The 15,633-nt window shown below is 71.5% G+C and carries 10 protein-coding genes; 6 read left to right on the top strand and 4 right to left on the bottom strand.

The features are described from left to right. Positions 1 to 93: 93 nt before the first annotated feature. From ACZ3IJ_RS03435 to ACZ3IJ_RS03450, 4 genes are all read left to right on the top strand, one after another. Positions 94 to 843, top strand: a complete 750-nt coding sequence (locus tag ACZ3IJ_RS03435; protein WP_467465983.1) for a class I SAM-dependent methyltransferase — start codon at positions 94 to 96, stop codon at positions 841 to 843. Positions 844 to 854: 11 nt separating this feature from the next. Beyond that, positions 855 to 1,403 (top strand): GNAT family N-acetyltransferase, encoded by a 549-nt coding sequence (locus tag ACZ3IJ_RS03440; RefSeq protein WP_467465985.1) that lies wholly within the window; start codon positions 855 to 857, stop codon positions 1,401 to 1,403. Positions 1,404 to 1,560: 157 nt separating this feature from the next. Continuing rightward, positions 1,561 to 2,076, top strand: a complete 516-nt coding sequence (locus ACZ3IJ_RS03445) for a DinB family protein (protein WP_467465986.1) — start codon at positions 1,561 to 1,563, stop codon at positions 2,074 to 2,076. 308 nt (positions 2,077 to 2,384) lie between these two features. Continuing rightward, complete coding sequence (locus tag ACZ3IJ_RS03450; RefSeq protein WP_467465987.1) at positions 2,385 to 4,187, top strand: ATP-binding SpoIIE family protein phosphatase; 1,803 nt, start codon at positions 2,385 to 2,387, stop codon at positions 4,185 to 4,187. A 55-nt stretch (positions 4,188 to 4,242) separates the two neighbouring features. Here the strand turns inward: ACZ3IJ_RS03450 and ACZ3IJ_RS03455 are convergent, their stop codons facing one another. Continuing rightward, positions 4,243 to 6,444 carry an OmpL47-type beta-barrel domain-containing protein gene (locus tag ACZ3IJ_RS03455; RefSeq protein WP_467466262.1) on the bottom strand — a complete coding sequence of 734 codons (2,202 nt, stop codon included), beginning with the start codon at positions 6,442 to 6,444 and terminating at the stop codon, positions 4,243 to 4,245. Positions 6,445 to 6,452: 8 nt separating this feature from the next. Beyond that, positions 6,453 to 8,945 carry a ThuA domain-containing protein gene (locus tag ACZ3IJ_RS03460; protein ID WP_467465989.1) on the bottom strand — a complete coding sequence of 831 codons (2,493 nt, stop codon included), beginning with the start codon at positions 8,943 to 8,945 and terminating at the stop codon, positions 6,453 to 6,455. A 196-nt stretch (positions 8,946 to 9,141) separates the two neighbouring features. On the opposite strand from ACZ3IJ_RS03460, the gene ACZ3IJ_RS03465 reads away from it, so the two are divergent. After that, a complete protein-coding gene (locus tag ACZ3IJ_RS03465; protein WP_467465990.1) occupies positions 9,142 to 10,179 on the top strand; it encodes a multicopper oxidase domain-containing protein in 1,038 nt (345 codons plus the stop codon). A gap of 144 nt (positions 10,180 to 10,323) precedes the next feature. After that, complete coding sequence (locus ACZ3IJ_RS03470) at positions 10,324 to 14,388, top strand: hypothetical protein (protein WP_467465991.1); 4,065 nt, start codon at positions 10,324 to 10,326, stop codon at positions 14,386 to 14,388. Positions 14,389 to 14,465: 77 nt separating this feature from the next. Here the strand turns inward: ACZ3IJ_RS03470 and ACZ3IJ_RS03475 are convergent, their stop codons facing one another. Both ACZ3IJ_RS03475 and ACZ3IJ_RS03480 read right to left on the bottom strand, forming a co-directional pair. Beyond that, on the bottom strand, positions 14,466 to 14,780 hold the full coding sequence (locus ACZ3IJ_RS03475; RefSeq protein WP_467465992.1) for a hypothetical protein: 315 nt from the start codon (positions 14,778 to 14,780) through the stop codon (positions 14,466 to 14,468). Further along, positions 14,777 to 15,364 carry an RNA polymerase sigma factor gene (locus ACZ3IJ_RS03480; RefSeq protein ID WP_467465993.1) on the bottom strand — a complete coding sequence of 196 codons (588 nt, stop codon included), beginning with the start codon at positions 15,362 to 15,364 and terminating at the stop codon, positions 14,777 to 14,779. Before ACZ3IJ_RS03480 ends, ACZ3IJ_RS03475 begins: the two co-directional genes overlap by 4 nt. Between the last annotated feature and the right edge of the window lie 269 nt (positions 15,365 to 15,633).

A 15,633-nucleotide genomic window follows, 5' to 3' on the forward strand; every position in this document is an offset into this window, starting at 1 on the left:
GGAGCCGCACGACCGGTCGGGGGTCGCCGGCCGGCGACCGGAAGACGTGACTCTCCCGGCTCGCCTCGGCGCCGGGGCGGTACGGTCGCGAGCATGGTCGACCACGATTCCCTCACCGCCACCCGCGACGCCTACGACGCCGCCGCCTCCACCTACGCGCGGCTCTTCCGCGACTCGCTGGCCGACGCTCCCCTCGACCGCGCGATGCTGGGAGCCTTCGCCGAGGCCGTACGGGCGGGTGGAGACGGTCAGGTCGCGGACCTGGGGTGCGGACCCGGCCACGTCACCGCCTACCTGTCCGAGCTGGGCCTGAACGCCTTCGGCGTCGACGCCTCTCCCGCGATGATCGCGTCGGCTCGACAGGCCTGCCCTGACCTGCGGTTCGACGTGGGCTCGATGGCCGCGCTGGACATCGCCGACGGTGCGCTCGGCGGCGTGCTCTCGCGCTGGTCGATCATCCACACCCCGCCACGCGAACTCCCCGTCATCCTCCGTGAGTTCCACCGTGTGCTGGCACCCGGCGGACACCTGCTGATCGGCTTCTGGGCGGGCGACGATCCGTCTCGTCCGACGGAGGTCCTCGACCACGCGGTCGCACCGGCCTACCGGTGGTGTCCGGATCACCTCGCCGCTCTGCTGCGCGAGGCCGGGCTGTCGGAGGCGGCCCGCATGGTCCGCGAACCCCTGCCCACCGACCGTCGGCAGTTCCAGGAGGTCCACCTCCTCGCCCGTAAGCTCCAGCGAGAGCGGGCGGGCCGGGCAGCCAAGGCCGGGCAGGCAGTCCAGGCAGACGGGCCGCCACCTGAGCCGAAAGCGTTGGACAGGTCTCCGGCGCTCGGGTGAGCATCTGCACGATGAACAACGAATCGCTCTCCCTTCCCCAGCGCGTCCGCTTCGTCGAGCTCAGCCCCCTGGCGCTGCGTGCGCTCGCGGACGGCGACCTCGCGGCCGGCAGCGCCGAGGCCGGTGTCCTTCTCGACGACTACTTCGTCGGCGAACGCGCCCGCTGGATATTCGGCTACCGCGCCGATCAGATCGCCACGGACCCCTCGGCCGCGCCCTGGATCGCCCGGGCGGCGGTCTCCGAGCCGGACGGCACCGTCGTCGGCGACGCCGGGTTCCACGGGCCGCCGGACGAGGCCGGTGTGGTCGAAATCGGCTACACCGTGGCGCCCCAGTACCGCCGCCAGGGCTATGCCCGCGCCATGGTGAGGGCGCTGCTCGTCAGGGCGGCCGGGGAACCCGGCGTCAGGACCGTGCGGGCCACCATCCGGTCCGACAACAGCGCCTCCCTGGCCACCATCGCGGGCTTCGGCTTCACCCGCGTCGGCGAGCGGGGGAACGAGCACGACGGACTCGATCTCGTCTTCGAGCTTCCGGTCGAGGCGATCCGGCCGGAGTAGCCCGGCGAAGGTCGTGCGGCGTGGCACCGGAAGCGCCTTACGGGTGAGGCGAGTTGGGCGGCAGGGAAACCTGGGCTGGGGTCGGCTGTCCGTGTCCGGGCCCGAGGGGACCGAAATCCTCTCGACACCCTCGCTGCCCTGCGGCACACTTCCCGCGATGACTCGACGAACCGATACGCCTCCCGCCTGGGACGAGCGCACTCAGCTGGCCACCTTCCTCGACTACGCCCGTGACACGGCGCGCGCCAAATGTGAGGGCGTGTCGGCGGAGGACGCCCGCAAGGCTCCCCTCCCTCATTCGCCGCTGATGACGATCTGCGGGCTGATCAACCACCTGCGGTGGGTCGAGCACTACTGGTTCGACGTGGTGTTCCTCGGCGGGGAACTCGCGGGGCCGCTCACCGAGGCGACCGACGACGACCCCGATCCCGAGATGCGCGTCGCGGTGGACATCCCGCTCGATCAGCTCCTCGCGGAGTACGAGGAGCAGAGCGCCAGGTTCCGTGGCGTGGTCGCCGAGCACGACCTCGACGCGAAGGCCGAGCGCCCCATCCGCAGTGGCGATCACGTCGACCTCCGCTGGGTGATCCTCCACCTCGTCGAGGAGACCTCCCGCCACAACGGCCATCTCGACATCGTGCGTGAACTCGTCGACGGTCGGACCGGCGTCTAGCAGCGCCCGGCCCCGAAGCGACGGCGCGCCGAAACCCCGGCGCGCCGGCTGCACACAGGACCCGACGTGCAGGACCCGACACGCCGGACCCGACACGCCGGACCCGACGTGCAGGACCCGACACGCCGGACCCGACGTGCAGGACCCGACACGCCGGACGCGTCACCCCGGCCCCGAACGCCGACTGCCGACACGCCGGTATCGCGGCGGCGGTACTCCCCTTGAGGGCGACCCGATCGGCCTCGGCGCGCGGCTCGGTGCATGATGTGCACCAGCAGCGGTCGAGTTCCTGTCTGGAGGCCGAAAGAGTGAACGGTGGCAACGGGAGACGGCGCCTCACCATCCGCGCCTCAGCCGGACAGGGCACCACGGTGCACCGTTCGGCCGGGGCGCGCGGGCGGCTCGGCAGCCGGACCGGGGGCGAGGTCCCCCTCGACCGTCTCACCACACGCGGCCGGCTCGCCTGGCTGAACTCCGCAGGGTCCAGGATCGGCACCACCCTGGACCTGGAGCGCACCGCCCAGGAGCTGGCAGAGTTCACCGTGCCCGGCTTCGCCGACGGGGCCGCCGTCGACATCCTGGAGAGTGTCCTGCGGGGCGAGGAGGGCTCGCGCTGGACGGGTACGGGCGTCCCGCTCATGCGGGCCACCGCGCTGTCCGCCGTGGAGTCGCTGTCCTCCCTGGAACCGACCCCGGTGGGCGAGACCTTCGCCCGGACCGAGGAGACTCACGAGACGCTTCTCCACCGGTACTGCCTGCGTCAGGGCAGGCCGGTGCTGGTGAGCCGGATGCGGGACGCCGACTTCGCCAAGGTCGCGCCGACGGCGAGCGCCGCCGCGTCCATGCGCGCCGCGGGGGTGCACAGCTACCTCGCGGTGCCGCTGATCGCCCGCGGGCTGCTGCTCGGCAGCGCGGACTTCGTACGCGGCCCCGGAACGCGGCCTTTCTCCACGACGGACCTCGCGCTCGCGGAGCAGCTGGCCTCCCAGGCCGCCGTCTACATCGACAACGCCCGGCTGTACGGGCGCGAGCGCGAGCACGTCGTCACGTTGCAGCGCACTCTGCTGCCGCGCGCGACGCCGGTGACTCCGGGGCTGCGCGTCCACGCCGAGTACGCGCCGTCGACGGCCCACCACGGGGCCGGCGGCGACTGGTACGACGTGATGGCCCTGCCGGGGGGACGTACGGCTCTCATGGTCGGTGACGTCATGGGCCACGGGCTGCCCGCCGCCGCCACCATGGGGCGCCTGCGGGCGGTCGCCCGGACGCTGATGACCCTCGACATGGCCCCGGAGCGCGTACTGGCCCGGCTCGACCTCGCCACGCGTGACCTGGAGGACGAGCAGGTCGCCACGTTCCTCTGCGCCGTCTTCGATCCGGCGGACGCCACGTACACCCTCGCCAGCGCCGGGCATCTGCCGCCGCTGCTCCTCGACGGACAGGGCTCCGCCGCGTTCGTGGACGTGCCGATCGGCGCACCGCTCGGCGCGGGAGTGATCCCGTACGACCCGGTCGTCCTCGAGGTCCCGGCGGGTGGCCAACTGGTCATGTACACCGACGGCTTCGTCAAGTCCCGGCACGCGGACCTGGACCATCAGCTGGAGCGTCTGCGGGCGGCGGCACGTGCCCTGACGCCCGAGGCCCTCGAAGCGGGCGGACTGATCGGATGCGCTCCCGCCGGCACCGCCCGTTTCGACGAGGCCGTGCATCTCGTCGCGACGACCGCCGCCCGCACCCCGGGCGACCTGCGTGAGTGGCAGCTGCCGCGGGAGGGACGCGCGGCCTCCGTCGCCCGTGGCCTGGTCACGGACCAGCTCGCCGCATGGGAGCTGACGGAGCTCGCCGACGCCTGCGAACTCGTCGTCTCCGAACTCGTGGGCAACGCGCTCCGCTACGGCAACGGCCCGGGCCGGCTACGGCTCCTGCGCGGCGAGCGCCTCGTCGTGGAGGTCTCGGACACGGGCCCGGACCTGCCCCAGATCCAGCACGCGGACCTGAGCGACGAGGGCGGCCGCGGGCTCCAGCTGATCAACATGCTCTGCCGCAGATGGGGCTCCTGCCGCACCGTGACCGGCAAGGTCGTCTGGGCGGAGCAGAACCTGCCCTCCTAGTACGGCACGGGCCCCTCCCCCCGGATTCGGGGGGAGGGGCCCGTGCCCTCGCGGTCTACAGCTCCTTCACCCGGATGTTGCGGTACGAGATGACGTCCGTCGTCCCGTGGACCTGGAGCCCGACGTAGCCGGAGGCGTAGCGCCTGCCGTCCGTGCCCGGGTCGTCGCCGCGCGGGGGCTGGAACACCTGGCCGCCGGTGTTGTCGAACTCGTTGATCAGCTTGCCGTTGCGGAAGACCGAGTAGTGCTGGCCCTCCACCCGGATCTCGTAGTCGTTCCAGGTGCCCTTGGGCGTCACCCCGGCGCCGGCGAGGCCGACGCGGTCGAAGCCGTAGACCGAGCCCGTCTTGTACATGTCGCCGTCGGGCCGGTCGAGGACCTGGATCTCATGGCCGTACTTGATGGCGACCCACTCGGGACGGGTCTCCTCGGGGTTGTCGTGGACGTACGGGAAGCGCACGAAGACACCGCCGTTGGCGTTCCCGGCGCCGGGGGCGTCGTCGCGCCACTGCAGCTTGAGCGAGAAGTCGCCGTACTGCCGCTGCGGGAACCACAGCATGCCCATGCCCGGCACGGTGGTGCTGCTGGTCATGGCCCCGTCCGCGCCGAGGGCGAACCGGCCGCCGCCGACGTGCTGCCACTTCGAGAAGCTCGCCGCGGTGCCGTCGAACAGGTCGCGGTAGCCCTCGGTCTGGCCCGGCTTGCCGATGCCTGACTGTTTGGCGGCGCGGTAGATCTTCCTGTGCTCGCGCGTGTCGATGACACCGTCGGCGAGGAGCCGGTCGATCACCGTGTCGACGTGCTTGAGGAACAGCGCGTGCGACGCCCAGTCCTTCTCGTCCTCGATGAGCTCGTTGACGGTGCAGCGGCTGTTCGTCATCCGGTTCGGGACGCCGGTGTCGACGGTCCCGACGATGACGGTCGACCGCTCGTCGAACTCGGGGCAGTTCGGCGCGGGCACCCCGCCGCCCTCGGCGACGGTGAAGGCCATGCTCCCGGCCGCGGAGGTGTTGCCCGCCTTGTCCGTCGCCCGGTACAGCACCGTGTGGTGGCCGACGCGGTCGACGATCACGGGCGTGGTGTACGCGAGGTACGGGCCCCCGTCGAGCGAGTACTCGATCCGGTCGACGCCCGAGTCCGCGTCCGTCGCCGACAGGGTGACCGTGGCGCTGGTGATGTACGCCCCGTCGGAGTTCCGTACGCCGGCGACTGAGGCGGAGGCCACGGGGGCGGTGGTGTCGGGGTCGGGCTGCGTGACGACCGTGAAGTCGACGGACTTCTCGGCCGCAGCGTTGCCGGCCTTGTCGGTCGCCTTGTAGCGGACGGTGTGGGCGCCCGCCTCGTGCACCATCACGGGGGCGGTGTACGGCGTCCAGGCGCCGTCGCCGACCGCGTACTCGATGGTGTTGACGCCCGAGCCGGTGTCGGACGCGGTGACCGTCACCGTGGCCATGTCGAGGTAGCGGCCCTGCGCGTCCTGTTCCCCGGTCACGGTCGCCGAGGTCTCCGGCGCCGTCGTGTCGTCGGTGGGCGGGGCGACGACGGTGAACGCGGCGGTCTTCTCGATGGCCGTGTTGCCCGCCTTGTCGCTCGCCCGGTAGCGGACCGTGTGCGCGCCGACCTGGTCGACGACGACGGGAACGGTGTACGGCTGCCAGGGGCCGTCGGCACCGACCGCGTACTCGACCTTGTCGACGCCCGAACCGGCGTCCGTCGCACCGAGTGTGACCGTCGCCTGGCCGATGTAGGCGCCGTCGGCGTTGCGGTCACCCTCGACCTTCGCGGTGGTCTCCGGCGCTGTGGCGTCCTCGCCGCCGCCCTCGGTGACCGTGAGGATGCCCTGCATCTGACCGTGACCGGGAATCGTGCACTTGAAGAGGTACCGGCCCGGGGTCAGCGTCACCTCGGCGGTGTGCCGGCCGCCGTTCGCGTCGCCGGGGTTGGCCAGGATGTTGAGCGGCACGTCGTTGTTGTACTCGGGGTCCGAGACGTCGAACGTCAGGGTGTGCGGCATGCCGGTGGTGTTGCCGGTGGCCGCGCTGTTCTCGAAGACGATGGTCGTCGCACCGGCCACCGCCGTGGTCGGGAACTCCAGATAGCGGTCGATCGGGTCACCCGCCTTCCAGGTCAGCACCTGGGCCGCGGCGGACCGCCGTCCGTCGTCGGACCTGCCGTAGGCCGATGCCGAGGTCAGCCCGACGACCATCGCCACGGCGGCCAGCAGGGCCGCCCAGAGCCTTCCGCCTCTGCGTCTCATGATCGTCGTCACCGCGTCGCCCTCCTTGCCAGCCGGTCCGCGGCCGGCGTGGGCCCGCCGCCCTTGTAGGTCACGCGCCAGAGCGCGGAGTCGGGGTGCGAGGTGAAGAAGCCCCGCCCGTAGTCGAGGACGTACAGCGAACCGTCGGGGGCGAACTTCCAGTCCATCAGGTTGCGGATGCCGCCCTGCCCGACCGGGATGATCTTCTTCAGGGACTCGGCGTGGACGGGCAGACCGCCCTTGCCGACGGTCTTCGGGTCGGTCAGCACGGCGTGCCGCGGCTGCTCGCCGTCGTAGAAGTCACCGACGAACCACTTGCCGTCCCAGTACGACGGCCACTTGACGGCCGACTCGCTCGCCGCGTCGTAGCGGTACAGCGGGCCGTTCATGGTCGCCTGCCCGCCGCCCTTGAGCCAGGGGAGGAGCAGCTTCTGCTCCTCCTGCTTGTAGCTCGGGACCCCGTTCGCGTCGCGCGGGTAGTCGACGCCGCCGCCCTGGGGCGAGTACCAGATCGTGTTCGACGTCACCGGCGGCAGGTTCACGAGGCCGTCGTTGTTCGGCGACTCGTTCTTCGGCGCGTCGCAGTCGTACCAGCCGAGCGGCTTGCCCGGATCCGTCAGGCCACGGTCCCGGTACGGCTGCTTGTTGCCCATGCAGTACGGCCAGCCGTGGTTCCCCGCCTTGGTGATCGCGGCGAACGTGTCGTACTTGGCCGGGCCCCAGGTCGTCGACGGCGCGCCCGCGTCGGGGCCCACCCAGCCCGCGTAGAGGATGTCGGTCTTCCTGTCGACGGAGATGCGGGCGGGATTGCGCACACCCATCACATAGATCTCGCCACGGGTCTTGCCCCCGCCCTCGTCGGTCTCCTCGCCGGTGAAGAGGTTCCCTTCGGGGAGCGTGTAGGTGCCGTCGTCCTCGGGGTGGATCCGCAGGATCTTGCCGTTGAGGTTGTTGGTGTTGCCCGCGGTGCGGCGCGCGTCAGCGAAGGAGACGCCCTGGAAGTTCGGGGCGGGGTTGTTGCCCGAGTAACCACCGCTGGAGCCGCTGGAGTTGGTGTCGCCCGTCGCGATGTAGAGGTTGCCCTTGGAGTCCCAGGCCATTCCGCCGCCCGCATGGCAGCAGCTGTGGATCTGGACCGGCCAGCTCAGCAGCACCTTCTCGCTCGCCAGGTCGAGCCGGTTCGTCGCCAGGTCGAGGGTGAAGCGGGAGACCCGCCGCTCGCCCATGTGCGCGGCCCGGTCGATCCGGGAGTGCGGGGTGTAGTGCAGATAGACCCAGCCGTTGGTCATGAACTCGGGGTCGAGTTCGATGCCGAGCAACCCCTCCTCGTTCTTGACCAGCTCGTCGCCGCCGCCCTTGTTGCCGAAGACGGTGAGCGCGCCGGCCTTGGTGACCTGCTTCGTCTCCGGGTCGTAGACGTGGATCTCGCCGTTGCCCTTGCCGATGTCCGGGTTGTTCCAGTCGGTGACCACCGGAACGCTCGAGTCGGCGCCGCCGCGGCCGATGTAGAGGACGCGCCCGTCGGGCGCGGCGACCAGGCCGTGCGGTTCACCGATCTGGTCGTTCTGGCCGGGCTGGTTGGGCCGGGTGACCCGCTCGGCGGTGTAGTTGGCGTCGATGGTCGCCTTGCAGTCCGCCTGGGAGATGCGGGACGTCCAGGCGATCGCGCCACGGAGATGGTCCCGGAAGTCCGTCTCGGCGTAGCTGTCGACGGTGCCGCCCATGGCGGTGTAGAAGGACCGGCCGCCGTCGTAGTCACGGCACCATGACACCGGGTGGTCCCAGCCGTTCGGCCTCGCCGCAGGCTGGTACGAGGCCTCCCGGACGCGTGCCACGGTGTGCACGGTGCCGGACGGGTTGCGGTCCCAGTTGAACCACCTGTCCGGTCGCTTCCACTCCAGCGGAAGGGACTTCGTGGCCGGATGCTGTCGGTCGCCGACCTCCACCACCGCACGCTGGGTGCCGCTCGGGGCGCCGGTGGGCCGGGCGCCGACCAGGCCGGTGAACCAGCTGGAATAGGGCTCGGTGCGCGCCGCCTCGTGGACTCCGACGAAGCCGCCGCCCGCCTCCATGTAGGCCTCCAGGCCCGCTTCCTGCTCCGGGTCGAGCACGTCGCCGCCCCCGGTCAGGAACACCACGGCGTTGAAGCGGCCGAGCCTCCTGGTGTCCGTGAAGACCGCCGGGTCGTCGGTGGCCTCCGTTCGGAAGCGCCCGGCGGCCGGACCGGTCAGCCCGATGCTCTCGACGGCCGCGATGCCCGCGTCGACCGTCGGCGACTCCGCGGTCGCCGAGCCGTGGAAGACGAGGACGCGGACGTTGGCGCCGCCTGGCGGAGACGGTAGGGACAACGTTGTCGAGGCGGAGGTCGACGGTGGATCCGGATACGGTCTGGCCGAGGCGGGGTCGCCGCCGAGCAGGGAGGCGGTCAGGGCTGCCGCCCCGAGTGCCGCCACTGCGAGGCCTGTTCTTGATCTCGACCGGTGATGTGGTGTGCGCTTCATGGGTCACCCATCCCTCTGAGGTCACAACAACAGCCGTTGAAGCTAGACCCCTTTGGCTGGTTCGCCAAGGGCTATGACCGCAACTGGACGAACTTTGTCCTGGACGTGGATAAACGAGGGCCGTCCCGCTACCGTGTGGGCCGTCCCCAGGGGCCCTTCACCCCGTCAATCTCCACCGACGACCGGAGAGTTCGACATGGACAGACGCAGCTTCAACCGTCGCCTGCTCGCGGGCGGGGCCGTCGCCGCGACCGGCGTGACATCGTTGTCTATCGCCTCCACCTCAAGCGCCGCACCCGGCACGGCCGCCACGGCCGCCACACCGAGGACTGCCCCGGCCGGCGGGCAGGTACGCCATCTCCGGCTGTTCGCCGAGAAGTTGGCCGACGGGCGGATGGGGTACGGCCTGGAGAAGGGCAAGGCAACCGTGCCCGGCCCGCTCATCGAACTCAACGAGGGAGACACCCTTCACATCGAGTTCGAGAACCTGATGGACGTCCCCGTGAGCCTCCACGCGCACGGCGTGGACTACGACATCGACAACGACGGTACGAGGATGAGCGGCAGCCATGTCGAACCGGGCGCCACCCGCACGTACACCTGGCGCACCCATGCCCCGGGCCGGCGCTCCGACGGCACATGGCGCCCCGGCAGTGCCGGGTACTGGCACTACCACGACCACGTCGTGGGCACGGACCACGGGACCGGTGGCATCCGCAAGGGTCTCTACGGCGGCCTGGTGGTACGCCGCAAGGGCGACATCCTGCCGGACAAGCAGTTCACGATCGTCTTCAACGACATGACGATCAACAACCGTCCTGCGGCCGACCCGCCCAACTTCCCCGCCACGGTGGGCGACCGGGTGGAGATCGTCATGATCACCCACGGCGAGTACTACCACACGTTCCATATGCACGGTCACCGCTGGGCGGACAACCGCACGGGTCTGCTCGCCGGCCCCGACGACGTGAGCCGGGTCGTCGACAACAAGATCACGGGCCCCGCGGACTCCTTCGGATTCCAGATCATCGCGGGCGAGCACGTCGGGGCGGGGGCGTGGATGTACCACTGCCACGTCCAGAGCCACTCCGACATGGGTATGGCCGGCCTGTTCCTGGTGGCCAAACCGGACGGCTCGGTCCCGGGCCACGACGGCCACGGAGCACATCACACGGCCGCCGCGGAGGAGAGACCGCGGACCGGCCCTTCCACCGACGGTCCCCACGACCACTGACGGGGCGCCCCCGGGCCCCCGGCAGCGGTCCGCCCTCGCGTCCGGGCGGCCGCGCGGTGGGTGGTGGTCGACGTAGCCGCGGCGGTGTCAGTGGCGCCGCGTAGCGTGTGGTTGTCGATCAGCACCACGGGGAGACGGGCGCACATGGGCACGCGTGTCGAAAAGAACGGCTACACAGCAGAGCTGACGGATGATCTGGAGGTCGTCTACCGCAACCCGCGGGGGCGGAAGCTGAAGGAGTGTCCCGGTGCCCTCGCCGGGGCTCCGGGACTCCCCGCGCTGCACGAGGCGCGGAGGCATCTGCGGAATCAGCGCGAGGAGTGCCGTCAGCGGGCACAGGAGTGGGCGCGGGGCGGGGTGGGCGTGCCGCGTGCGCTGGCCGACGCCGATCCCCTGTGGCGGGAGGCGCTGGAGGCCGAGCAGGTCGAGCTCACGGACGAGCGGGGCGAAGGCGGGCTGTGGGCCCGCACGTACACCGGCTTCGACGGCCGCACGCTGACCCAGCTGCTCCCCGAGCAGCTCATCCCGTACCGCGACCGCCTGATGCGTGAGCAGCACTGGGAGCCGGACGGCTTCTTCTCCACCGGCGTACCGGACCCGTCCGACGGCGCGCTGCCCTTTCCCGAGCGGATCATCGCCGCTCACCCGGGCCGCGAGGAGCTGGCGACCGAGAAGGTCATCGCCCTGGAGGGGCATACGGGCGAGTGGCGGTACCTCTTCAAGGCCGAGATCGACAGCGTCCTCCACGGAGTGGAGGAGTCGGCTCCCGACCTGCTGATCACGCTGCTCGACGAGATGGCCGACCTGGCCCTGCGGCGGAGTGAACCGGCGATGGCCACGGCCTGGTTCGGGCGGGCCCGGACCGCCGAGCGTGTGCAGGCGCGCAAGGTCGACGGCGAGTGGCTGCTGGGCCGCTACCTGGCGTTCGCCGACGGCGCCGCCCTCTCCGCCACGGTGCTGCGTGCCTGGGCCCGCGATCTGGCGGTCAAGGGGGTGGCGACCCGGACGGACGTCGACCGCTTCCGTACGGTCGCCGTCCGGCGGCTCCGGGCGTCGTCCGAGGTGTACCCGCAGCTCGGCGCCGACCTGCGCAAGATCGCCAAGGCCGCCGGTCTGGAGCCCGAGAGGGAACTGGCCACGCTGCTCGGGGAGATCTTCGCCGCCGGCGGTCCCTCCCTGACCGACGACAAGTTCTGGACCGACTGCCTCAAGGGCTCGGCCATGGACCTCCTGGGCGAGCACGCCTCCACGGCGGTCGAGCAGGTGCTGAAGCTGAGCCCGAGGTCCTTCGGCCACAGCGCCACCCTGTGGCGGGAGTTGCTGGAGCGCACCGGCGCCCTGGCACAGCTCACCGGTGAGGCCGAGGGCCTGCCCGACGGCGAGGCCGCTGCCTGGCTGGCCCGGTGCGTCCGGTCGAACAGCAAGCAGAAGGGCCCCTGGCCCGTCATGTACGAGATCGCGGAGAAGCTGGCGCCGCGCCTGGCGGCCGACGGTGTCCCCGTGCGGTTCCGCTATCGGAAGATCGGTGAGCGGGGCGACGGCGTGACGCCTCTCGACCTGATCGACCTCCTGCTGGAGCACGGTGCGCCGGTCGCCGACCCGCCGGAGCTCCTCGGCCCGACACCGCTGTACGCCCTCGCGTTCGGCCGCCGACCGAAACTGGAGCACCTCCAGGCGGACGCGCGCTTCGCGCACGCGCTGCGCGCGCGGGTGCGTGCCGATCTGGAGATGACCACCAAGGACCTGGCGTCCAACGCCTGGTACCAGCCGCACGAGACCAAGGGCTGGCACGCGATCCCCGCCCTCTTCGACAATCCGCTCGGACACGAGGAGATCCGTGCCTGGTGCGGCCGCGAGCGGGCGAAGCTGCGGGCAGGTGTCGACTTCGAGGGGCTGGTCCTCCTCCTCGGCCGGTTCGTCCATGTGGGCGTGGCGGTGGAGCTGCTCCTCAAGGACCCGGACGCCGCGGCGGATTTCGCGGCGGTGGACGTCATGCCGCTGCTGATGGCCGAGCTGCCGGACACCGTCACGCGCGCCGAGGTGGAGGCCGCGATGGTCGGACTCCAGCCCTGCGGCGTCGAACGCGAGGGTGTCCGAGGTCCTCATCGCGGACCGATCATGGAAGCGCTGCCACAACTGGGGGAGCCGGTCACCAGCCGTGCCGCCCGCGCCGTGGTCATGGCCGTCAACTGCCGTGCCGGCCTTGAGCGGCTCGTCCGCCGCCTCACCCCCGGTGAGGGCGACGCCGGTCCGGCCTCCGGTGCCGGGCCTGTGGAGCCCTTCACCCGGATAGCCCGTCAGATGATGACGCTCGCGGCCCAGGGGACGGAGGTCTGGGGCGGCGATCTCGAGCAGCCCAGCACCTCGTTCGACTTGTCCTTCCGGCACGACCACTTCATGGCGGCACACGCCTTCGCCGTGCCGCTCGCCCTGAGCGCCGTCTCCTCCAGGCCACGCGGCTCGGCCGCCCCCGCACTGCTGCCGTACGCCGCCCACCCCGTCGCCTCCGGCGAACCGGGGAAGTGGCGACTCGTCCGCTGCGAGGCGCCCGAGAGCCGTGCCCTGGTCCGCGCACCGGCCTACGGGAAGGTCTACCGCACGGCGACGTCCGTCTCCTTCGTACTGGCCAGTCGAGGGAAGAACCCCCAGCGGACGCTGTGGGAGTACGCTCCCGACGGTTCCTTCGCCGAGGACGGCCCGCTGGCGTCCGCGGGAGTCGAGCTCACGCATGCCGAGGTGCTGGAGCCGGTGCGCCCGGCCGCCTGGTTCGCCCGGTTCGCCGAGCTGTACCGGGAGCACGGCCCGGCACCGGCCCGCCCGGACCTGGCCCACACCTTCGCGGAACAGCTGGGGCTCACGCCGGTCGAGGCGACCGTGCTGCTGACGGCGCACGTCCGTTGCGCGCCACACCAGCTGGAGACGCAGGGCAACTACCGCTCCCGTCAGGGCTCCTACGACCTGGAGCCCTGGAAGGTCCGGCGGGCGGAGGCGGACCAGGCGGCGGACGGGCTGCTGTCCGATCTCGGCCCACGCTTCGTCGCCACCCTCTACGACAGGCTCCTCCCCGACGACCCCGAGAAGCTCTGGACCACGGGGCCCGACGTGGACCGCGCCGCCGCCTGGTGGCGGGAGGAGCTGGGCACTCCTCTGCCCGTGCCCACCGCGCTGCTGCCCCTCGCCACCAAGGAGACGCTGCTGCCCAAGGGCGAGGCGGCCCTGTCCCGGGAGCTGCTCAAGGGGAACCCGGCCTGGTGGCCCAGTCTGCGGCTGCCCGCCCTGCTCGGTCGCCTCGCCCTGGGGGAGAGGTGTCTCGACCGGCACCGGGCCGGCCTGGCGGGTGAGCCACAGCTGCCGGCCCTGCCCAGGCTCGCCGCCTGGATCGCGTACCGCACTCCGGCCGGTGATCCGTTGCGCCCCGCGGTCGGCGCGGCGATCGCCAGGCTGTGCGAGGAGAGGTCCTCGGTCTCCGGACCGCTCCGGCTCTTCTCCCTGCAGAGCAACTACCTGATGGGCGCGCCCCCTTCCACCGACGCGCTCACCGCACATCCGGCGGTCACCGAAGTGGCGGACGCGGCGCACGACATGCGTCACGTGTGCGTGGAGCCCGCGGCGCTCAAGGGGCCGGACGATCCGGTGCTGGAGACGCTGGACGCGTACCTCGACTCCGTACTGCCCTCCCAGTGGCTGCCCAGCCCTTCCGGGCTGCCCGCCCTCGCGGACCTGCGGCTGGTGCTGAGCGACGACTTCGCCGCACTCGGCGAACACCTCGCCGCCGACGGCGAGCGGCCCCCGGGCTGGGAGCAGGACCCCACGCGCTCCGTTCCGCAGCTGGTCGAGGAGTGCGCCCGGTCCTTCGGACTGGGCGAGGACGCCGCCGCGCTCTACCTCATGCTGCTCGCCCTGCCGGATCCGACGGACCGCAACGTCAAGGTGTGGACGGGGTGGAAGCCCGCCCGTTTCAAGGCCGCCGATGCCGAACTCGGTTCCTCGGGACGTGTGGTGCGCGCGACCCGTCCACGCGCGGGCCGCTCACTCTTCCTGCCGGGAGCATGGCAGGAGCGCAAGCCGCCGCGCCTCCCGATCGAGGCGGCCAAGCTGGGCCTGCTGCCGCTGGCAAGGGAGCACCGTTCGACGACCCACCTGGCCGCGGTGCCCTCCACACCGCTGCCCCTGCTGTTCACGCGGGCATGGGAGGGCCGTACGAACTGATCTGCCGCCATGCCGTGTCCGGTGGGGGAGGGGGACGCTGTCCCGCCCCCACCGGGGCGCCGTGCGCCTCTCGGGACTCATCCGTCGGCTGCCGGGTGGGTCTTGGCGAGGGTGCAGACACCGTCCACGCACTGGCGTTCCAGCCGGCCGCGGGAGATGGTCTGCGCCAGGCCGACCATCCAGCACGTGGGGCAGCCGCGGAAGGCGATCAGCGCCAACGGGGCCGCCAGCAGGGAGACCGGGCCGACGACGGGGACCAGGGCGATCGAGGCGATGATCAGCCCGAAGCCGATGACGCCGCGCGCCAGGTGGCGCGGGACGGATGTGCTGGCGAAGTCCGGTGGCGCGGGCCGGGTGGGCTTCTCGGTGTGCACGGTGGTCAGGGTGTTCACGGTCGGGACTCTCCTTCGACTGGTCGGTCCACGGCCTGATCGGTTGTTTCGAGTGAGTGGCGCAGGGCGGCACGCGCTCGGTGCAGCCGGGACTTCATCGCCGCGCTGCTCAGACCGAGCGCATGGGCGACGGCCTTGCCCGGCAGGCCCTGGACGTCCCGCATGATCAGGACCTGCCGCTGGTCACGGGGCAGGGCCCCGACCGCGGCCGCCAGCCGCGCCACCTCCAGCCTGTGCAGGGCCGCCTCCTCGGCCGAAGGCTCCGGCGGCGTGTCCGCTTCGGCCGACGCCTCGTCGCTCCGCGCGACGAGCAGCCGTACCTGCCGGAGGCACTCGTTGCGCACGATCCGGAACATCCACGAGGCGAGCGCGCCGCTGGCCCGCAAGGTGCCGATCTTCCGGTAGAGGATGATCAGCGCCTCCTGTGCCGCGTCCTCCGCATCCTGCGGCGAGGCGCACAGGGCTCTGGCGAACTTGCGCACGTGCGGCTGCGATTCCATGACGACGGTGGTGAGCGAGGTGAGGTCGCCGTCCTGAGCGGCTCTGATCAGCCGCTCGTCCGGCCAGGAGAAGCGTGGGTTCATGGTGCTCGTTTCCGGAAGGGTCCGAGGGCGGGTCTGGTCAGCTGCGGCTCTTGTAACGGCGCATCAGGTGCCAGCTGCACGCTCCCACCAGCAGCACTCCGATCACGACGAGGCCCGTAACCATCATGGGTGTTTCCCTCACTGTTCTGCCGGCGCGTTCGGCCGGTACGCAGATAGGAGGCGGGAAGACCCGGAGAGGATTCACCTCCGGCCGAAGTTTTTCCCGCACCCCTGCGCCTGGCCCCCGTCCGCCCTGGCGCGCACGCCCG

This window comes from Streptomyces sp. NPDC013317 (assembly GCF_055563155.1).